The 20,042-nt window shown below is 70.4% G+C and carries 18 protein-coding genes; 12 read left to right on the top strand and 6 right to left on the bottom strand.

The genetic code is table 11. The features are described from left to right. Positions 1-1,563 (bottom strand): winged helix-turn-helix domain-containing protein (locus tag ACTHK2_RS17785; protein ID WP_440247078.1); only part of this gene is annotated, 1,563 nt, incomplete at its 3' end. Between the two features lie 191 nt (positions 1,564-1,754). Beyond that, complete coding sequence (locus ACTHK2_RS17780) at positions 1,755-2,783, bottom strand: NAD(P)H-dependent flavin oxidoreductase (RefSeq protein WP_440247077.1); 1,029 nt, start codon at positions 2,781-2,783, stop codon at positions 1,755-1,757. Positions 2,784-2,883: 100 nt separating this feature from the next. On the opposite strand from ACTHK2_RS17780, the gene ACTHK2_RS17775 reads away from it, so the two are divergent. Continuing rightward, a complete protein-coding gene (locus tag ACTHK2_RS17775; protein ID WP_440247076.1) occupies positions 2,884-3,711 on the top strand; it encodes a DUF4097 family beta strand repeat-containing protein in 828 nt (275 codons plus the stop codon). A 42-nt stretch (positions 3,712-3,753) separates the two neighbouring features. On the opposite strand, the gene ACTHK2_RS17770 is transcribed toward ACTHK2_RS17775, so the two are convergent. Further along, positions 3,754-5,898 carry a WD40/YVTN/BNR-like repeat-containing protein gene (locus ACTHK2_RS17770; RefSeq protein ID WP_440247075.1) on the bottom strand — a complete coding sequence of 715 codons (2,145 nt, stop codon included), beginning with the start codon at positions 5,896-5,898 and terminating at the stop codon, positions 3,754-3,756. 241 nt (positions 5,899-6,139) lie between these two features. Between ACTHK2_RS17770 and ACTHK2_RS17765 the strand changes: the two genes are divergently transcribed. Both ACTHK2_RS17765 and ACTHK2_RS17760 read left to right on the top strand, forming a co-directional pair. After that, a complete protein-coding gene (locus ACTHK2_RS17765) occupies positions 6,140-8,062 on the top strand; it encodes a CocE/NonD family hydrolase (protein WP_440247074.1) in 1,923 nt (640 codons plus the stop codon). Between the two features lie 121 nt (positions 8,063-8,183). Next, entirely contained in the window at positions 8,184-8,747 is a 564-nt protein-coding gene (locus ACTHK2_RS17760) for a hypothetical protein (RefSeq protein WP_440247073.1), read from the top strand. Here ACTHK2_RS17760 and ACTHK2_RS17755 read toward each other — a convergent pair. After that, positions 8,714-9,688 carry a DUF817 domain-containing protein gene (locus tag ACTHK2_RS17755; protein WP_440247072.1) on the bottom strand — a complete coding sequence of 325 codons (975 nt, stop codon included), beginning with the start codon at positions 9,686-9,688 and terminating at the stop codon, positions 8,714-8,716. The two genes, ACTHK2_RS17760 and ACTHK2_RS17755, sit on opposite strands and share 34 nt — an antisense overlap. A 170-nt stretch (positions 9,689-9,858) precedes the next feature. On the opposite strand from ACTHK2_RS17755, the gene ACTHK2_RS17750 reads away from it, so the two are divergent. Continuing rightward, on the top strand, positions 9,859-10,611 hold the full coding sequence (locus ACTHK2_RS17750; protein WP_440247071.1) for an NYN domain-containing protein: 753 nt from the start codon (positions 9,859-9,861) through the stop codon (positions 10,609-10,611). 351 nt (positions 10,612-10,962) lie between these two features. On the opposite strand, the gene ACTHK2_RS17745 is transcribed toward ACTHK2_RS17750, so the two are convergent. After that, complete coding sequence (locus ACTHK2_RS17745) at positions 10,963-11,454, bottom strand: hypothetical protein (RefSeq protein WP_440247070.1); 492 nt, start codon at positions 11,452-11,454, stop codon at positions 10,963-10,965. 217 nt (positions 11,455-11,671) lie between these two features. On the opposite strand from ACTHK2_RS17745, the gene ACTHK2_RS17740 reads away from it, so the two are divergent. The 3 genes from ACTHK2_RS17740 to ACTHK2_RS17730 all read left to right on the top strand — a co-directional run bounded on the left by ACTHK2_RS17740 (position 11,672) and on the right by ACTHK2_RS17730 (position 14,010). After that, positions 11,672-12,226, top strand: a complete 555-nt coding sequence (locus ACTHK2_RS17740; RefSeq protein WP_440247069.1) for a DUF1453 domain-containing protein — start codon at positions 11,672-11,674, stop codon at positions 12,224-12,226. Positions 12,227-12,263: 37 nt separating this feature from the next. Continuing rightward, positions 12,264-13,268, top strand: a complete 1,005-nt coding sequence (locus tag ACTHK2_RS17735; protein WP_440247068.1) for a S1C family serine protease — start codon at positions 12,264-12,266, stop codon at positions 13,266-13,268. 205 nt (positions 13,269-13,473) lie between these two features. Continuing rightward, positions 13,474-14,010: a TlpA family protein disulfide reductase gene (locus tag ACTHK2_RS17730; RefSeq protein ID WP_440247067.1), complete on the top strand. Its 537-nt coding sequence runs from the start codon at positions 13,474-13,476 to the stop codon at positions 14,008-14,010. Here ACTHK2_RS17730 and ACTHK2_RS17725 read toward each other — a convergent pair. Then, positions 13,964-14,422, bottom strand: a complete 459-nt coding sequence (locus tag ACTHK2_RS17725) for an OsmC family protein (protein WP_440247066.1) — start codon at positions 14,420-14,422, stop codon at positions 13,964-13,966. The two genes, ACTHK2_RS17730 and ACTHK2_RS17725, sit on opposite strands and share 47 nt — an antisense overlap. 100 nt (positions 14,423-14,522) lie before the next feature. On the opposite strand from ACTHK2_RS17725, the gene ACTHK2_RS17720 reads away from it, so the two are divergent. The 5 genes from ACTHK2_RS17720 (at position 14,523) to pyk (ending at position 19,899) form a co-directional block, all read left to right on the top strand. Next, on the top strand, positions 14,523-14,843 hold the full coding sequence (locus ACTHK2_RS17720; RefSeq protein WP_440247065.1) for a DUF1272 domain-containing protein: 321 nt from the start codon (positions 14,523-14,525) through the stop codon (positions 14,841-14,843). 218 nt (positions 14,844-15,061) lie between these two features. Next, complete coding sequence (locus ACTHK2_RS17715) at positions 15,062-16,234, top strand: phosphoglycerate kinase (RefSeq protein WP_440247064.1); 1,173 nt, start codon at positions 15,062-15,064, stop codon at positions 16,232-16,234. Positions 16,235-16,311: 77 nt separating this feature from the next. After that, a complete protein-coding gene (locus ACTHK2_RS17710; RefSeq protein WP_440247063.1) occupies positions 16,312-17,703 on the top strand; it encodes a hypothetical protein in 1,392 nt (463 codons plus the stop codon). Continuing rightward, on the top strand, positions 17,700-18,347 hold the full coding sequence (locus tag ACTHK2_RS17705; RefSeq protein ID WP_440247062.1) for an HAD hydrolase-like protein: 648 nt from the start codon (positions 17,700-17,702) through the stop codon (positions 18,345-18,347). Before ACTHK2_RS17710 ends, ACTHK2_RS17705 begins: the two co-directional genes overlap by 4 nt. Before the next feature lie 85 nt (positions 18,348-18,432). Continuing rightward, entirely contained in the window at positions 18,433-19,899 is a 1,467-nt protein-coding gene (gene pyk / locus ACTHK2_RS17700) for a pyruvate kinase (RefSeq protein ID WP_440247061.1), read from the top strand. Positions 19,900-20,042 lie beyond the last annotated feature (143 nt).

Below are 20,042 nucleotides of genomic sequence, written 5' to 3'. Positions count from 1 at the left end.
GATCGGCTGCAGCAGCTGCAGGTGCGCGCCGACCTGGTTGACCAGCGAGGTGACGAACTCGTTGAGCATGCCGAAGCGATGGAAGGTGTCGCCCGCACGCACGAGCGTCGGCAGCGCCTCGGCCGGACGGCCGTGCGCCATCTGCACCGTGCTCTCGTTGCCGTCGAGCTGGGCGAGCAGCAGCGGGTCGCCGCCGAGCGTGATCGCGACGCGTGAGCGCGAGAAGTCCGCGAGTGCGGCGTCGGCATGGCCTTCGCGCGCCTCGAGGATGCCGCGGTCATTGTAGGCACGGCCGAGCGCGATCGGCTCGCCGCGGCCGTCGAGCAGGCGGATCGCCTCGTCGCAGGCGCGGCGCGCGTCCGCGAGGTGCCCGCTGCGCAGTTCGGCGACGCAGAGGTTCTCCTGCAGGCGCGCGTGCATGACCGGATCGGACTCCACCCTCACGCGCTCGAGCAGCGACGCGATCGCCGCGCGCGCGGCGTCGAAGCGGCCCGCGCGCAGGTCGATGCGGATCGCGCGTTCGCGCACTTCGGGCAGGTCGCGCAGCGCGGGCGGCGCCTGCTCGATCAGCGCACGCGCCAGCTCGAGGTTCTCGGCGAGGCGCGCCGCGTCGGTCCGCTGCAGCAGTTCGGTGAGGCCGGTGTCGGTGTCGACCGGTGCATCGCCCGGTTGCGCACGGCCGAGCAGGGCGAGCAGTTGCCGTGCGGCGCGATCGGTCGTGGCGACCGGATTGTCGCCCTCGGCCTGCACCGCGCGGCGCGCGCCGCCGACATCGACGAGTTCCGCGCGCACGACCCAATGCCTGCCGGACTTGCGCACCGCGGGCAGTACGAGCGAACGCAGCGCCGCGGAACCGGACAGGCGTCGGCGTGCCTCGTCGTCGCCGTGGCTGCCGGCGACCACGCGCACGACGCTGTCGCTCGGCATCACGGTGAGGCCGTGCGCGCGCAGGCGCGTCGCGAGCAGGTACATGAGGCCGAGGCGCAGCCAGTCGTCGTCGCTGCCCGCGAGCACATCCGCGGGCAGCACCGCGATCGCGTCGCCGCGTAGGGAGGCGGCCGCATCGCTGCGCGGCGCGTCGACATGGGCCGGACGGCGCGCGGCGAATCCGCCGAACAGGAGCGCGAGCACGGCGACCGCGGCGGTGGCAGCGAGCCCCCGGCGCATTCGTGCGGGCGCCGCGCGCGCGCCATCGGCCGGTGGCGCCGCGTGCGCGGGGGCGGGTGCGATCGCGGTGTCCACGGTGACCTCGGTGGTCGCGGCGACCCAGCGGTAGCCGTAGCGCGGCACGGTGCGCAGGAGCGCCTGTGCTTGCGCGCTGTCGCCGGTCGCGCGGCGCGCGGCGAGGATCGCCTTGCCGAGCATCGTGTCGCTGACGGCGGTCTTGCCCCAGACGGCCGCGACGAGTTCATCGCGGCCGACCGCGCGATCGCGGTGTGCCGCGAGGTAGGCGATGCAGTCGAATACCGTCGGCGGCAAGTCGATGCGGCGATCGCCGCGCCAGAGTTCGCGCGCGGCGATGTCGATGCGACCGTCGCCGAAGCGCAGGAACGTGCGGGTCATCTCGCGAGCGTAGCGGCGCGGGCGCCGCGCGGGAAGCGCCTCGGCGAACGCAAGACAACCATCGAGCGCGGATGCACTCGTCGACGCGCGCCATCCTCGTCGCCGCGGTGGACGCCGGAACGCGCGCGTTGCATGCGTCCCGAAGCAAAGACGCCGCGTCCCGGCGTTCGCCGGGACGATGATGGAGTGTTTCAGGTACCGGCGAGTTCGCGCGTGAGCGCCGCGGCGCCGATGGCGCGGCAACCGCTCGTGTTCTGCCCGGCCCACAGCGGCGAGAAGTCGCCGCGACCCGCGCGCTCGGCATGCGCGCGCAGCGGCGCGATCGCCGCCGCGGCGAGCGGGACCGGCGGTGCGAGCGGATGGATCGGCCCGAGCTCGCGCATGAGCCGGTTGACGATGCCGCGCGCGATGCCGCCACTGAAGAGGTTCGTCAGCGCCGTGTGCGTGGCCGCGTCGCTGCGCAATGCGGCGCGATGCACCGCATGCGTGGTCGCTTCGTCGCAGAGGAGATAACTCGTGCCGATCTGCACCGCGCTCGCGCCGAGCGCGAGCGCGGCGGCGACGCCGCGCGCATCGGCGATGCCGCCTGCGGCGATCACCGGGATGCGCAATGCGCGCACGAGCTGTGGCAGCAGCGCGAACGTCCCCGCCTGGCGCGTGAGGTCGTCGGACAGGAAATGTCCGCGGTGGCCGCCCGCCTCGAGGCCCTGCGCGATCACCGCATCGACGCCGCGTGCTTCGAGCCACCGCGCTTCGGCGAGCGTCGTCGCCGAAGCGAGCACCTTGGCGCCCCAGGCCTTCACCTGCGCGAGCAGGTCGGGCGCGGGCAGGCCGAAGTGGAAACTCGCGACCCTCGGCCGGTAGGCCTCGACGACGTGCGCGGTGCGCGCGTCGAATGGCACGCGCGACACCGCCGCGGGCACCGCTTCCGGATCGAGGCCGGCCTCGCGATAGTACGGTGCGAGCGCGTCGCGCCAGGCGCGTTCGCGCGCCTGGTCGGGCGTGGGCGGCGGGTGACAGAAGAAATTGAGGTTGAATGGCCGCGTCGTGCCGGCCTGCAGCGCCTCGAGCTCGCTTCGCAGCGCGTCCGCCGGCAGCATCGCGCACGGCAGCGAGCCGAGGCCCCCCGCATTGGACACGGCGAGCGCGAGCGCGCTGCCCTGCGCGCCGGCCATCGGCGCCTGGATCAGCGGCAGGTCCATGCCGAGCGGGTGGGGCATCGAGGGTCCTCCGGCAGCCGGCCACAGGCTAGCGCATCGGCCTTAAACCTTCGCGCGCGCGCCCGCATCTGAACCAGGGATTCCCCACGGAGCCGCACGCATGCGCCGCCTCAGCCTCGTCCTGTTCGCCCTGGTTCCCGCGTTCGCCTCTGCGAGCGACTGCACGTTCACCGCCCGCCACGACTTCGACGTCGACGCCGCCGGCCTCACGACGCTCGCCGCGAAGATCGGCTCGAGCGACCTCGAAGTGGTCGGCGTGCCCGGTCTCGCCAAGGTCGAGGTGCGCGGCCGCGCCTGCGCCTCGCAGGAGGCCTGGCTCGCCGACCTCGGCGTCGACCAGCAGCGCAGCGGCGACCGCCTCACGATCACGCCGCGCCAGGACCGCTCGAGCGGCGGGAACTGGTTCGGGTCGAGCTACGCCTATGTCGATCTCGAAATCCGCGTGCCGGCGTCGCTCGCGGTCGAAGTGCGCTCGGGCTCGGGTGATACGCGCGTGCGCGAGGTCGCGTCACTGCGTTACGACGGCAGTTCCGGCGATCTCACCGCGGACAAGATCGCCGGCCTGTTCGACCTCAAGCTGAGTTCGGGCGACGTGAAAGCCGGCGACATCGGCAGCGTCGAAGTGCGCAGCGTCTCCTCCGGCGACCTCGTCGTGCGCGACGTGCGCGGCGACGTGCACGTCGACCGCGTCGGTTCCGGCGACGTCAACTTCGACAATGTCGGCGGTGGCGTCACGATCGGCAGCGTCGGCTCCGGCGACGTCACGATCGGCCACGTCGACCGCGACGTGCGCGTCGATTCGATCGGCTCCGGCGACATCGACGCGTCCGACATCGGCGGCGACTTCAGCGTGCGCAGCAAGGGTTCGGGCAGCATCCATCACCGCGGCGTGCGCGGCCGCACCGACGTGCCGCGCGACGACGACTGACACGCGGCCGGCGCGGCGTCGAAGCGCCGCGCCGGCACGCATTCAATCGAAACCGTCGGCGAAGATCGCGTCACCGACGGCGATCGTCGCGATGAAGCTGCCCTCGTTCGTCGCGAGCAGCAGGCGCGCGTCGTTGCCGGCGCGTACCGTCGCGAGCGCGGCAGGCGCGCCGGCCGCGTCGAGTCCGCCTGCGAACGGAGTGAACGTGAGGCCGGCGTCGGTCGAGCGTGCGACGCGGGCGCCGGCGCCCTGCGCGATGTAGAGCGTGTCGCCGCCGGTCGGGTCGCAGGCGACGTCGGCGACCGGGCCGCCGCTCCATCCGGTCGGTGCCCAGCTCGCACCGGCATCGTCGCTGCGCAGCAAAGTGCCGGTGACCCAGCCGGTCGCGATGCCGAGGTAGAACACCTGCGGATCGGCGCTCGATGAGCCCACGTGCGGACGCTGCACCCAGGTCGACTGCTCGAGCACGGGTGTCCAGCTCGCACCGCCGTCGGCGGAGCGCAGCACGCCGCCCTGGTCGGGCGAGAAGTAGCCGGTGTACGGCGCGAGGATGGCTTCGTCGCTGCCATCGCGCACGATCTCGATGTCGCCGATGAAGAGGCCATCGTCGCCGATGTACTGCTTGTCCCAGGTCTGTCCCGCGTCGGCCGAGCGCCATACCGTGCCGGCACTGCCCGCGACGCCGAAGTCGGAGCCGCCGAGCAGGATGAGGTCGGGATCCACTTCGCTGAACGCGAGCGCGGCGAGATCGGATTCGTAGAGCGGCCCCTGGTCCGGCCCAAGGCCGGTCCAGCTCGCATCGGATTCGCGTCGGTACAGGCCCTCGGGCGCGATCGTCGACGGGCCGCTCGAGATCGCATACAGCACGCCCGACGGAGACCACGCGACCTTGCTGTAGCGCGTCGGCGGCAGTGCTTCGGGCGTCCAGTGCGCGCCGCCGTCGGTCGAACTCATGACGCCGCCGATGTTGTTGCCCTGGAACGCGACCGCGACTTCGGCCGGATCGTGGGGATTGCCGGCGATCGAAACGAGGTTGAACTCGGAGATGCCGTCCGACGAGGCGACGAGCGGCGCATCGGCATCGGCCGAACGAAACACGCCGAGCGCGCTCGTACCGACCAGCAACGCCTCTGAATCCGGCGCGGCCCAGTGCACCGATTGCGCCGCGAGCGAACCGCTGCCGCCGATGCCGAGCTCCCAATGCGCGCCCCCGTCGCGCGTGCGATGCACGCCGCTGCCGTCGGTCGCGACGACGATCGTCTGCGCGTCGGCGGGATCGACCGCGATCGATGTCACGACCTGCAGCGGCCAACCCGCGTCGTGCAGCGGCGTCCAGGTCTGGCCGAAATCGGCCGAGGCGTACACGCCGAAATACTGCGAGCCGAAATTCATTCCGCCGCCGACGAGCAGGCGCGTGCCGTCGTAATACAGCGCGTTGACGGGCGTGCCGGGGAGGCCGCTGCTGCGGTCGTCCCAGTGATCGCCACCGTCGGCGCTAGTCCACACTTCACCGGTGCCGAAGTCGCCGCGAAAGCCCGCGGCCACGGTGCCCGGATGCGTCGGATCGAGCGCGATCGCGGTGCCGTTCAGCGGCGCCGCGTGCGGTGGGGTGCGGTCCTGCCAGCTCATGCCGCGGTCGAGCGAACGCATGAGGTTGACGCTCTGGAACCCGGTGGCGGCCGACACGCCCACCCATACCGTCGCGCCGTCGACCGCGAGCGAGAACGTCGCGTCGAGCTGCGGGTCGACGCCGAGATCGCGCTGCGTCCACGTGCTGCCTGCGTCGTCGCTGCTCCAGACGCCGTCCTGCGTTGCCGCGTAGACGCGGCCATCGCTCGACCAGGCGACGTCGTGCACGCTGTTGCCGGTGAGCGAAGGCACGGGCGTCCAGTGCGCGCCCGCGTCGGTCGAGCGGTACAGGCTGCCACCCGGGCCGCCGGCCGGTGCCGTGCCGGCGAGGACGATCGACGGAGCGAACGGCGAGGCCGCGACGACCGCGACATCGCCTCCGGGTGGGCCGAGCGGGTTCCACGCGCCACCGCCGGCGGGGCGAAGATCGTGTGTCCCGGCCATGTCCCATGGCGCTCGCGCGCCACGCACGTCGGTCCATGTCTGCGGCGGCGTCGCGACGGACGCGGCGGCCGAGCAATAAACGAGCAAGGCGAAGGGGCGGGGATCGAAGACCATGCGGAAGACGCGTGTTCGAATGGGACCTCGATCGTCGCGGGCGTACCCGACGAAAGTCGTCACGGTTTGCTTGCATTTGCCTTGCAAAGCGATCAGCGATCCATGACACCGCAGCCCGGACAGGGCTTTCGACGACCGCCGGGCGACACGCCGTCCAGCGCGCCCCGCCGCCCGGCCGCGACCCTTCGCAGCATGCGCGTTTGCGTTTATCGTCGGCGCTTTCGCGATCGAGGAGCCGTCGATGAGGTCGTCCATCCCGTTGATCCGCGCGTTCGCCGCCCTGTCCGCCCTCGCCTGCGCCACGCTGGCGGCCGCCGCGACGCCGCCGCTCTCGCCCGACATCCCGAAGAAGTTCGAGGCGCCGCGCGAGGATGCCGACTACGTCCGCCGCGAGGAGATGATCCCGATGCGCGACGGCGTGCGCCTGTACACGGTGATCATGATCCCGAAGGGCGTGCAGCACGCGCCGATCATCCTCACGCGCACCCCGTACAACGCGAGCAAGCGTGCCGAGCGCAACGTGAGCCCGCGCATGCTCGCGTCGTTGCCGCTGGGCGACGAGGTGTTCGCCAGCGATGGTTACATACGCGTGTTCCAGGACGTTCGCGGCAAGTACAAGTCCGAAGGTGAGTACGTCATGACGCGGCCGCTGCGGGGCCCGCTCAACGGCAGCAAGGTCGACCACTCGACCGACGCGTACGACACGATCGACTGGCTCGTGAAGCACGTGAAGGAGAGCAATGGCAAGGTCGGCATGATCGGCTCGTCGTACGAGGGCTTCACCGTGCTGATGGCCTTGGTCGATCCCCACCCGGCTCTCAAGGTCGGCGTGCCGATGAGCCCGATGGTCGACGGCTGGAAGGGCGACGACTGGTTCCACAACGGTGCGTTCCGCCAGACCAACTTCGACTACATCTACGGCCAGACCGCGCGCAAGGACGACAGCCTGCGCGTGCCGCGCGGCGCATTCGACGACTACGCGAATTTCCTCAAGTACGGCTCCGCGGGCGACTATGGCAGGCATTTCGGCTTCGGCCAGCTCGGCTTCTGGAACAAGCTCGTCGAGCATCCGGCCTACGATGCGTACTGGCAGGGCCAGGCACTCGACCCGGTGATGGCCGCGCAGCCGCTCGAGGTGCCGCGCATGATCGTCGCGAGCCTGTGGGACCAGGAGGACATGTACGGCGCGATCGCGACGTACGAAGCCGTCGAGCCGAAGGATACGGCCAACGACCGCAACTTCCTCGTGCTCGGGCCGTGGCGCCACAGCGGCGACAATTACGACGGCAGCGTGCTCGGTGCGCTGAAGTTCGACGGCGACACGGCGCTCAAGTTCCGCCGTGACGTCATGAAGCCGTTCCTGGATTCGTATCTCAAGGACGGCGCGCCGAAGGCGGATACGCCGCCGGTGTTCGTCTACGAGACGGGTACCAACCGCTGGCGGCGCGAGTTGCGCTGGCCGCTCGCCTGCGCGCAGGGTTGCGCCACGGCATCGAAGCCGATCTACCTGCGCGCGGGCGGCGCGCTCGATTTCGCGCGCGCCGACGGCGCCGCGTACGACGAGTACGTCTCCGACCCGGCCAAGCCGGTACCGTACCAGCCGCGTCCCGTGCACTTCGAGGACAGCGACGCGTGGCGCCGCTGGCTCGTCGTCGACCAGCGCTTCGTCGACGGCCGTCCCGACGTGCTGAGCTACACGAGTGAACCCCTCGCCGCGCCGCTCAAGATCGCGGGCGCACCGTTCGTGAACCTGGTCGCCTCGACCAGTGGCAGCGACAGCGACTGGGTGGTCAAGCTCATCGACGTCTATCCCGACGAGGTGCCGTCGCAGCCCGAACTCGGTGGCTACCAGCTCGCCGTCGCGATGGACATCTTCCGCGGCCGCTACCGCGCGAGCTTCGAACACCCGTCGGCGATTCCGTCGGGCACGGTGCAGAAGTACCGTTTCGAATTGCCGAACGCGGACCACGTGTTCCTCCCCGGCCATCGCATCATGGTGCAGGTGCAGTCGAGCTGGTTCCCGTTGTACGACCGCAACCCGCAGACGTACGTCGACAACATCTTCCTCGCCGAGCCGGGTGACTATCGCAAGGCGACGCAGCGTGTGTACGTCGCGGGCGAGCAGGCGAGTCATATCGACTTGCCGGTGGTGGCGGCGGACTGATACGTGGGGAGGAACGGAAATTCATGTGCGGCTGAGGGCCGAAGAGCAGCGCGGCTTCCGCCGCTCCCACGCATCCGCCGCAGGCCCTCATTCCCCAGTCCCCATTCCCATTCCCAATCCCATGGACGCCTTCAGCTACCTCTCGGTCCTGCTGTCGATCATTCTCGGCCTCGCCATCACGCAGGTGCTGAAGGGCTTTCGCGGGCTCATGCAGTCGCGTGCGCGGCTGCGCATGTACTGGCCGACCGTCGTGTGGTCGATCCTCGTGCTGGTGATCGCGGTGCAGTCATGGTGGGCGATGTTCGACCTGCGCCATCATGAGGACTGGACCTTCTTCGCGTTCTCGGTCGTGCTCGCGCAGACGATCGTCGTGTACCTGCTCGCCGCGCTCGTGCTGCCGGACTTCTTCGGCGAAACGGGTTTCGACCTGCGCGCGCACTACTACGACCACCAGCGCTGGTTCTTCGCACTGCTGATCGCACTGATCGGCGTTAGCATCGCCAAGAGCCGCGTCGTCTACGGCGAATGGCCGCATCCGCTCGATCTCGGTTTCCACCTCGTGTTCGCGGCGACCGGCATCGCCTGCGCGCGGGTGCGCCATCCGCGCTTTCACGAAGCGATGGCGGCCAGCGGCGTGCTCAGCATCGGCACCTACATCGCGTTGCTGTTCACCCACCTGACCTGAAGCGGCCGCGCGCGACGTCGCCGCGGCGCCGCGTACGGACGCGGCCGCTCGACCATCGCGACCAGCGCGTAACTGACGACCAGCAGCAGGAACCACGAGCCGAGTTTGCCGAAGCGCACGAGCGCCCAGCCGTGCGCCTGGTGCGGATAGGTCCAGGTGTGGGTGAGCGTGCCGAGGTTCTCGGCGATCCATATGAACGCGGCGACGAGCAGCAAGCCGAGCAGCAGCGGCATGCGCCGGTGCACGCGCCACACGCGGTAGTGCACCTCGGTGCGTGCGAACAGCAGCCACGCAGCGGCGAACAGCACGATGCGCAGGTCGACCCAGCGATGGTGGGTGTAGAAGTTCGCGTAGATGGCGAACGCGAGCAGCGCGACCGCCCAGGGTCGCGGATGGCGCGTGAAGCGGAAGTCGAACAGGCGCCAGCAGCGCGCGATGTAGCTGCCGATCGCGGCGTACATGAAGCCCGAGAACAGCGGCACGCCGCCGATTCGGAAGATCGCCGCTTCCGGATACGTCCACGAGCCGACGCCGGTCTTGAACACTTCCATCGCGGTGCCGATCACGTGGTAGACGAAGATCACCTTCGCCTCGTCCGGCGTTTCCATGTGCGTGGCGAGCAGCAGCACCTGCAGCGCGAGCGCGGCGATGAACAACGCGTCGTAACGCGCGAGCGGCGCGCTGGCGGGGTACCACAGGTGCGTGGCGACGATCAGCGCGACCATTGCGCCGCCGAACAGGCAGGCCCATGCCTGCTTGCAACCGAAGCGCACGAATTCGTAGGCGAAGGTGCGCACGCGCGTGCGCGCGAAGCGCGCGGCAAAACGCGCTTCCGCTCCGGCGAAACGCGCGACGAGCGGCCAGCTGCGATCGGCGGACGTCGGCCGTGCGGCCGCGTGCGTGCCGGGTGGTACGGGATCGACGGTGCGTACTGCATGCATGGGCGGGCCTCCCTCGCTGCGAGAGTGGCCGCCGCAGGTGTCCAGCGCCGGGCGCATTCGTGGCGTCGCCGGGGCCGCGTCGTGCCCGGCGGCGGCTGGAGACGCAGGGGATGAGGTTTACCCGTCTCTCGATCGCGGAGTAGGCTGGCGACCCGTATCGGAGAACCGGCATGGCGACGCAGTCGACGAAACTGGCAGTGCTCATCGACGCGGACAACGCGCAGCCGGCCGTCGTCGAAGGCCTGCTCGCCGAAATCGCCAAGTACGGCACCGCGACGGTCAAGCGCATCTACGGCGACTGGACCGGGCCGCAGCTCAAAGGCTGGAAGGAAGCGCTGCTGACGCATGCGATCCAGCCGATCCAGCAGTTCCGCTACACGACCGGCAAGAACGCGACCGACTCCGCGCTCCTCATCGACGCGATGGACCTGCTGTATTCGGGCCGGCTCGGCGGCTTCTGCATCGTATCCAGCGACAGCGACTTCACCCGCCTCGCCGCGCGCGTGCGCGAGGCGGGCCTGGTCGTGTACGGTTTCGGCGAGAAAAAGACGCCGGCACCGTTCGTCTCCGCCTGCGACAAGTTCATCTACACCGAGATCCTCGTCGCCAAGGACGACGAAGCCGCGGCGCCGCCGCCACCGAGCGGTGCGCAGCTCAAGCAGGACACGCGCCTCGTGAACCTGCTGCGCAACGCAGTCGAGGCCGCATCCGACGATTCGGGCTGGGCGGCGCTCGGCGCGATCGGCAGCGTCATCGCCAAGCAGGCGCCCGAGTTCGATGCGCGCAACTACGGTTACCAGAAGCTCAGCGAACTCGTCGCCGCGAGCGGCCTGTTCGAGATCGAGAAGCGCAAGACCGGCGATGGCTCGACCACGTCGATCCATGTGCGGCGCGCGGCGCGGCGCGCGCGGCGCGGAGGGTAGGGACGGGCCACCGGGCGAAAGACCATCGTCGCTTGCGCCGCTTCCGAAAGATCGGCTGCATACCTTGTGTGGGAGCGACTTTCAGTCGCGATGCGCTTCGATCCGCCGAGTGAGGCGGCCTCGCCACGACTCCGTTCGCGTCGAGCGAAGCTCGCGCAGCAAGCGCAGTCGACACCCCCGCGGCGGCCCCGACTCCGGCCCTGCAGGCCTACGCTCAGGGCGAACGGCGTTTTTGCGGCCCTCGGCCGTGCCGCTGCGCGGCATATCGGCATTTTTCGTGGGGGCGGCGCAAACCGCGATGCGCTTCGAATGCGACCGTTGCTGCCACCGCGGCCACGGGTGCCACTGCGATCACTCGTTGGCGGCGAAGCGCAGGTCGCCGAGATCGGCTTCGTTCTGGACGCGCTCGCGGCGCAGGCGTTCGATCTTGTCGCTCGTCGACGGTTGCAGCGGCAGCAGCGCGCGCAATCGGTCGAACAGACCCGACTTTCGCGTGGCATGGCCGACCGCGGTGGTGCGCGGCGCGGCGTGCGCGGCCTGCGCCGGCAGCGGCAGGATGTAGTCGTCGCCGGTGCGCAGCGCCCATTCCTCGACTTCGCGCTGGGCCGAGCCGAGCGAGTCGTGCAGCTCGAGTTCGCGCGCGGGCATCGGGCGTTCCCACCAGGTCAGCGCGTACTTGCCCGACCACGGCCCGGAGATGCCCGCGACCGCCTTGCTGCCGATGTAGGCGACCGTGACCAGGCCGTCGTAACGCGTGCGCCACTGCAGGGCCCGGCCAGCAGCGGCCGGGGCGACCGTCGCAGCAGGGGTGCGGTCGCCGCAGAGCGTCTCAAAGGAATCCATCGTGGCCAGCATGTCGAGCCGTTGGGTCGTCGTATGTCACGGGGTTTCAAGCAAACGCCATGCCATCGCCGGATGGCTCGTCGCCGGGCGCTTTACCGGCGCCGGCGCGGGCGGACTTGCCATTTCTTGGCACTTTCGGCCGATGTGCCGCCCGTCACACTTGCCAGCGCCCGTCCATTGGGCGCACATAGGGCGCACCATCGAAGAAGGACGTGCCATGACCCCGACCGCCCTCGCCCCGGCGGGCTTCGCGATGTTCGTCGTATTCATGCTGTACCGGCGCTTCCGGCGCCTGTTCGGGCGCCAGATCGTGCAGCCGGCGCGCATGAAGGTGCGCATCGCGATGCTGGTCGTGGTCGCCGTGCTGCTCATGCTGCGCGGGACGCGCGACCCGGCGATGGCGCTCGCGCTCACGCTGGGCTTCGGCGGCGGCGCCCTGCTCGCCGCCATCGGCCTGCGCCTGACGACCTTCGAGACCACGCCGGAGGGGCGCAGCTACACGCCGCACGGCGGCATCGGCGTAGTGCTGTCCGCGCTGCTGCTCGGCCGTCTCGCCTATCGCGCGTTCGTGCTCGCCCCCGTGATCGATGGCGCGCATGCGGCGGGCGCCGATCCGTTCGGCGCATTCCAGCGCAGCCCGCTCACGTTCGCGCTGTTCGGCCTGATCGTCGCGTATCACGTCGCCTATTACACCGGCATCCTGCTGGGCGGGACGCGTGCGCCGAAGACGGCGCCGATCGCTGCCGCGCCGCCGCGCGAGCCGGACGCATAGCGCTTGAGCGGCGCGCGCGGATCCCCATCTACGCGCGATGCTCGATACCGAATTCAACGACGACATCCCGACGCCCGACGGCGCTGCGGCCTCCGACGCGTTCGCCCTCGATGCGTATTCCCGCATCGTCAGCGGCGTCGTCGACGCGTCCGCGCCCGCAGTCGTCGCGATCGGCGTATCCGACCGCGTCGACGACTCGGGTCGCGCGCTGCCCGGCGGCGGCGGCTCCGGATTCCTGTTCACGCCCGACGGCCTCATCCTGACCAATTCGCACGTCGTGCATCGCGCGCGGCGCGTCGAAGTGACGACGACGGCCGGCCAGGCCTTCGCGGCCGATCTCATCGGCGAGGACCCGCACACCGACCTCGCGCTCCTGCGCGTGTCGGCCCCTAAGGCACTGCCGGTGCTGCCGCTCGGATCGGCGCGCGGCCTTCGCGTCGGCCAGCTCGCGATCGCGATCGGCAATCCGCTCGGCTTCGCCTGCACGGTCACCGCGGGCGTCGTCAGCGCGCTCGGCCGCAGCCTGCGTGCGACCGGCGGCCGGCTCATCGAGGACGTGATCCAGACCGATGCGGCGCTCAATCCCGGCAATTCGGGCGGGCCGCTGCTCGATGCGAATGGTCGCGTGATCGGCGTCAACACGGCGATCATCGCGGGTGCGCAGGGCATCTGCTTCGCGACGTCGATCGACACGGCCAACCAGGTCGTGACCGAGCTGATGCGCCACGGCCGCGTGCGGCGCGCCTCGCTCGGCCTCGGCGCGCAGAACCTGCGCCTGCCGCGCCGCTACGTGCGCTGGTTCGAACTTGCATCGGACGCCGCGATCCGCGTCATGGAAGTCGCGGGCGGCAGCGCCGCCGCGCGTGCGGGCGTCGAAGTCGGCGACATCGTGGTCGCATTCGACGGCGCCGCGGTCGAAGGCATCGACGCGCTGCACCGCGCGCTCGGCGCCGATGCGATCGCGCGACCCGCGACGATCCGCGTGCTGCGTCGCGACCGGCAGTTCGACCTGCGCATCACGCCGGACGAGTTCGCCGGCTGAGGGTTGGGCCGAAAGCCCTGAAGCTCGAGACACGAAGCACACCGAGCCAAAGAAGAAGCCGAGCGAGGCGCGGCTTTCCCTGTTGGCCCGGTGCTTCGTGTTCCGGGTTTTCCCGCTGCCGGAGTTCCCCTGGAATGAACGCGGTATGCGCGCAAGAAATCGTCCGTGTGGCCGGTCTGCAGGCCGACCCGTCACGGAGATCGCCATGCGTGCCCTGCTGTTTTGTCTGTCGCTGATGTTGTCGTCCCTGGCCGTTGCCGCGGATGCTGCGCGCGCATTGCCGTGGGAGGGCAAGGGCGCGGACGGGCATGCGATCCGATTCGATCCGGACCATCTCGAACGCCCGGCCGTACTGCTGTTCTGGGCGACCTGGTGCCCGTACTGCAAGGCGCTGATGCCGCACGTGCAGGCGGTGTACGACGCGGCCGGGAAGGCGAAGCTCGACGTCTACGCGATCGACATCCAGGACGACGGCGATCCCGTCGCCGAATTGCGCGAGCGTGGGCAGACCTTCACGCTCGTGCGCGACGGCGATCCGATCGCGCGGCAGTACGGCATCAAGGGCACGCCGGGCCTGCTGCTCGTCGACCGCAGCGGTGCGATCGTCTATCGCCGCGTCGGTGGCGATGCGCCGGAAACCGTCGCCGCCGCGTTGCGCGAGCACCTCGGGTTGCCGACCGCGCCGCAGGGCGGCATCACGTCGGCTCCACGCGAATCGCCGTCTTCACCGAGTTCGCGATGAAGCAGCGCTCGTGCGCTGCCTCGTGCAGCGCGTCCACGACGCCGGCCTCGGGCTGCGTGCCGGCGAACGCGATGCGCGGGCGCAGCACGACCTCGGTGATCGCCTGCCGACCGGGCGCGATGCGCGCCATCGTGCCGACGGCGTCGTCGGCGTAGCTGTCGACGACGAGGCCGCGTTCGGCGCTGAGCGAGAGGAACCAGAGCATGTGGCAGCTCGCGATCGCCGCGACGTAGGCTTCCTCGGGATCGACCGCGGCGGCGTCGGACCATGGCGCGGGCACGACGTGCGGCGACGGTGACGCAGCGATCACGCTGCCTCCGTCGAAGCGCCATTCGTGCCGGCGCGAGTAGCGTCCATCGGCGAAGCTCGCGTCGCCGCGTTGCCAGGCGATCATTGCAGTGTGCGTGCTCATGCGTGCTCCGTTCTGGCGGGGGAGCGCATGCTAGCGCCGCGCACGACAGCCGACACGGGCCACTTCACGCGTAGTGGGCAGGGCCGCGCAATGGCTCCGCGTGAACGCCGCGCAGCGGTCATCGCCGTGCAGCGTGCAGGCGCGCACAATGGGGCCCCGTTACTCCGCGAGGTGCGCCATGCTCGAGCTGCGCTCCCATTGCGAATGCTGCGGCAAGGAGCTCGCGCCCGATGCCGACGACGCGATGATCTGCTCGTTCGAATGCACGTTCTGCGCGGCGTGCGTCGCGCAGCGGCTGGATCACGCCTGCCCGAATTGCGGCGGCGGGCTCGAGCGCCGGCCGCAGCGGCCGGCAGCGATGCTCGCGAAATACCCGGCCTCGACCGCGCGGCGCGCGCTTGTCTGCCGTACGCCGCAGTGACACGCGCGGAGCGGGTGGAGAGGTAGGGCGGCTCAAGGCCGAAGGCCCGGCGTCGCCGTGCGACGACGCGGAGTCGTGAAGGCAGGCCGCCGCTGCGCGGCTTGACCCGCCCTGCGCCCCCTCCAGCCCTCACCACGCGCCGCCGCGCTCATTTGCACCCGCCACGGTTCGCCGCTGTAATGACGGGTTTCCCCGACCCGAAATCCGAGGAGTTCCCGATGTCCGTCGTGCGCATGAGCGATCTCGACCTTGCCGGCAAGCGCGTGCTGATCCGCGAGGATCTCAACGTGCCGATCGACGCCGGCCGCATCACCTCGGAGACGCGCATCCTCGCCGCGTTGCCGACCATGAAGCTCGCGCTCGACAAGGGCGCCGCGGTGATGGTCATGTCGCACCTCGGCCGCCCGAAGGAAGGGCAGTGGAGCGCGGAGGATTCGCTCGCGCCGGTGGCGCGGCGCCTCGGTGAGTTGCTCGGTCGTGAGGTCCCCCTCGTGCGCGACTGGCTCGACGGCGTCGAAGTCGCGCCTGGCCAGCTCGTGCTGCTGGAGAACTGCCGCATGAACGTCGGCGAAGGCAAGGACGACGAGGCGCTGTCGAAGAAGTACGCCGCGCTCTGCGACGTCTACGTGATGGACGCATTCGGCACCGCGCATCGCGCGCAGGCGTCGACGCACGGCGCGATCCGCTTCGCCAAGGTCGCTGCCGGTGGCCCGCTGCTGATGGCCGAGCTCGACGCGCTGGCCAAGGCACTCGAGCACCCGGCGCGGCCGCTGCTTGCGATCGTCGCGGGTTCGAAGGTGTCGACCAAGCTCACGCTGCTCGAGACGCTCGTCGGCAAGGTCGACCAGCTCATCGTCGGTGGCGGCATCGCCAACACGTTCATCGCGGCCGAGGGGCATCCGGTCGGCAAGTCTCTGGTCGAGCCCGACCTCGTCGGCACCGCGCAGAAGATCATCGCGGCGGCGAAGGCGCGCGGCGCCGAGGTGCCGGTGCCGACCGATGTCGTGGTCGCTCCCGAGTTCAAGGCCGACGCGCCGGCGACGGTGAAGAAGGTCGAGGAGGTCGCCGAAGGCGACATGATCCTCGACATCGGCCCGGCCACCGCGAAGCGCTACGCCGAGCTCATCGCGAAGGCGGGCACGGTCGTCTGGAATGGCCCGGTCGGCGTATTCGAGTTCGACGCGTTCGGCAAGGGCACCGAGACGCTTGCCCGCGCGATCGCGGCATCCGATGCGTTCTCGATCGCGGGCGGCGGCGACACGCTCGCGGCGATCGAAAAATACGGCGTGTCCGATCGCGTGTCGTACATCTCGACCGGCGGCGGCGCGTTCCTCGAGTTCCTCGAGGGCCAGGAGTTGCCCGCGGTCGCGGCACTGAAGGCGCGCGGCTGACGAGGATGTGCGCGCGGTCGCAAGCGGCCGGCGCAGGGCCTGCTAGGCTGCGCGTCCGCTTCCGCCAGAACCACGCCATGAAACGAATGCTGATCGCGGGCCTCGCGCTCGGCGGCGCGACGCCGCTTGCCGCGCACGACCTGTTGCAGGGCACGCTTGAGCTGCGCTGGGGCGATCCCGATCCGGGTTCGACCGCGGCGAGCCTGTTCCAGGCAGAGCTCGTCGAGCGCGACGGAACGCGCCATCCGCTCGATGCGGACAGCGCGCTGCGCGCGGCGGGTGACCTCCACGCACTCGCGGGGCGCGAGATCGCGCTCGCCGCGCAGCCAGGTCCGTGGCCGGGCGGCCGCGTGCTCGCCGACGCGATCGTCCCTGCGGACGCGTCGATCGCCGCACCGGCGATGCCGCGCGTGGCCGGCAGCCAGCCGTGGGTCACGCTCGCGTGCCGGTTCAGTGACGTCGCCGCACAACCGCACGACGTGCCGTACTTCTCCACGATGCTGTCGAACCAGACCGGGCGGCTCGACCACTACTGGCGGGAGGTTTCCTACGACAAGGTCGACGTCGCGGGCAGCGTCGCCTACGGCTGGTTCACCCTGCCGCACCCGCGCGCGTACTACGTGCCCGCGAACGGCTCGGCCAACCTCGGCCAGCTGTTCAACGATTGCACCGGCGTCGCGGACGCCACCGTGAACTTCGCGGGCTTCGTCGGCGTCAACACGTTCTACAACGACGAACTCGACGGCTACGCCTGGGGCGGCAGTCGCTATGCGACGCTCGATGGCGTCAGCAAGGTCTGGTACGTCACGTGGGAGCCGCCCTGGGGCTATGCGAACGAGGCGCCGCTCGCGCACGAGATGGGTCACGGCTTCGGCCTGCCGCACGCCAACAACTCCGATGGCGACGGCGACCCGTACGACAATCCGTGGGACGTCATGAGCGACGCCTGGGACAACGCCGGACACGATGCGACCTACGGCGCGCAGCCCAAGCACATCGGCATCTGGTCGCGCGACCACCTCGGCTGGATCGACGCCGCGCGCAAGCTCACCGTCTCGTCCAACGGCACCTACAACGGCATCGTGCTCGATCGCGCGAGCCTGCGCGGCTCGACCCACGTGCAGATGGTCGTCGTCACCCTGTCCGCTCCGGCGCCGGCGTCGCATTACTACGTGATCGAGGCGCGCAAGCGCAGCGGCTACTACGAGGCGAACCTCGCCGGCGACGCGGTCATCATCCACGAGGTCGACACCACGCGTAACGAGCCCGCCTGGAGCGTCGATGCGAGCGTGCCGCCCGCCAACGTCGCCAACAACGAAGGCTCGATGTTCAAGGTCGGCGAGAGCTGGACCGCGCCGGGCAACGCGTTCACCGTGAGCGTCGCGGCGGCGAGCGCCGAGGGCTTCGTGCTCAACCTGCAGCGCGGCATGGTGTCCGATCTCATCTTCAAGAACGGCTTCGACGGATGAGGCTCGCGCTGTTCGATCTGGACGGTACGCTCATCGATTCCGAAGCGGGCATCGTCCATTCGATCGAATACGCGCTCGGCCGCCTCGGCGCGACGAGCCCGCCGCGCGAGACCCTGCGCGGCTGGATCGGTCCGCCGCTGCGCGCGACCTTTCCGCTGGCGCTGGGTGACGACCCCATCGCGGTCGAACGCGCGGTCGACCATTATCGCGAGCGTTTCAGCGAGGTCGGCTGGCGCGAGCATCGCGTCTACGACGGCATCGGCGGCGCGATCGAAGCGCTCGCCGCGCGCGGCGTGGCGCTCGCGGTGGTGACGAGCAAGGTGGATCTCTATGCCGAGAAGATCGTGCGCAGCCTGCCGTTCGGCGCGCACTTCACGCGCGTGTATGCCGCCTCGCCGGGCAGCCGCGACAGCGAGAAGACGGCGATGATCGCGCGCGCGATCGCCGATTTCGACGTCGCACCGGGTGCAGCCGCGATGATCGGCGACCGCCATTTCGACATCGACGGCGCGCGTGCGAACGCGGTGCGCGCGATCGGCGTCGCCTGGGGTTTCGGCAGCGTCGACGAACTGCGCGGCGCCGGCGCCGACGCGATCGCCGACGAGCCCGCGCAACTGCCCGGCCTGCTCGCGCATCGCGCCTGAGCGATGCGTCGGCCGCGTGCCGCGATGGACGCCGCCGCGGCGACGCTGCTAGCGTAACGGGCTCGTCTTCGAAGGGAACGACGCGATGGCAGAGCAGCTCCGCCGCACCAAGATCATCGCCACGCTCGGGCCGGCGACCGACGCGCCGGGCGCGCTCAAGAAGTTGATCGCCGAAGGCGTCAACGTCGTGCGCCTCAACCTCTCGCACGGCAGTGCGACCGACCATGCGCAGCGCGCCGCCGCGGTGCGCGTGGCGGCGGCGGAACTCGGCGTCGAAGTCGGCGTGCTCGCCGACCTGCAGGGGCCGAAGATCCGCATCGAGCGGTTCGCCGCCGGCCCGGTCGAACTCGCACCAGGGCAGCTGTTCACGCTCGACTGTCGCGCCGACGCGCCGGCCGGCGACGCGACGCGCGTCGGCGTCAGCTACCACGACCTCTGGCGCGACGTGAAGCCGGCCGACGTGCTGCTGCTCGACGACGGCCTCATCTCGCTGGAAGTGCTCGATGTCGGCGACCGCACGATCCGCTGCAGCGTGCTCGCCGGTGGCCGCCTGTCCGATCGCAAGGGCATCAATCGCCTCGGCGGCGGCCTCACCGTCGCCGCGCTGTCGGACAAGGACCGCGCCGACATCCGCCTCGCCGCGGAACTCGGTGCCGACTTCCTCGCGGTCTCCTTCGTCAAGGTCGCCGACGACATCGAGCAGGCGCGGCGCCTGCTGAACGAGGCCGGCGGCAGCGCCGCGCTCGTCGCCAAGATCGAACGCGCCGAGGCGATCGAAAACCTCGCCGAGATCGTCGATGCGTCCGATGCGGTGATGGTCGCGCGCGGCGACCTCGGCGTCGAGATCGGCGACGCCGAACTGCCGGGCCTGCAGAAGAAGATCATCCGCGAGGCGCTCACGCGCTCGCGCGTCGTCATCACCGCGACGCAGATGATGCAGTCGATGGTCGAATCGCCGATCCCGACGCGCGCCGAAGTGCTCGACGTCGCCAATGCGGTCATCGACGGCACCGATGCGGTGATGCTGTCGCAGGAAACCGCGGCCGGCCGGCATCCGGACAAGGCGGTCGCGGCGATGCGCCGCGTGTGCCTCGGCGCCGAGCGCCAATTCGAACCGACCGAGGACCTCAGCCCCGGCGCGCACCGGCTCGATCGCACGGACCAGGCGATCGCGCTCGGCGCGATGTTCCTCGCCAGCCAGGTCGGCGTGCGCGCGATCATCGCGCTGACCGAGAGCGGCGCGACCGCGCAGTGGCTGTCGCGCTACCGCTCGACGGTGCCGATCTACGCGCTCTCGCGCAACGCCGCCGCGCGCCGGCGCATGCTGCTCTACCGCGACGTCAATCCGGTCGAGTTCGACGCGCATGGCGTCGGCCCGACCCAGGCATCGCGCGACGCGATCCAGCACCTGTACCGCCTCGGCCACCTGACGGTCGGCGATCGCGTACTGATCACCAACGGCGACCACACGGGGCAGGGCGGCGGCACGAATACGCTGAAGCTGCTCATGGTGGGGGCGGATGGGGTGGCGGAGGGATTGAGTGATTTGTAGGTTTGGGGGATTGAGCGCCGAGGCCGAAGAGCATCGCGGCTTCGGCCAAGGAGGCGACGGCTGCGGGAGCGCACCCGGCGCGTGACCGCCGCGCCCCGGCGCATCGCCATGCAGCGTCGCCCCAAGCGGGTCTCCTCGCGATG

Origin of the sequence: Dokdonella sp. (assembly GCF_051958935.1) — a bacterium.
Classification (GTDB): Bacteria; Pseudomonadota; Gammaproteobacteria; order Xanthomonadales; family Rhodanobacteraceae; genus Dokdonella_A.
This window is presented reverse-complemented; position numbering and strand designations above follow the sequence as displayed.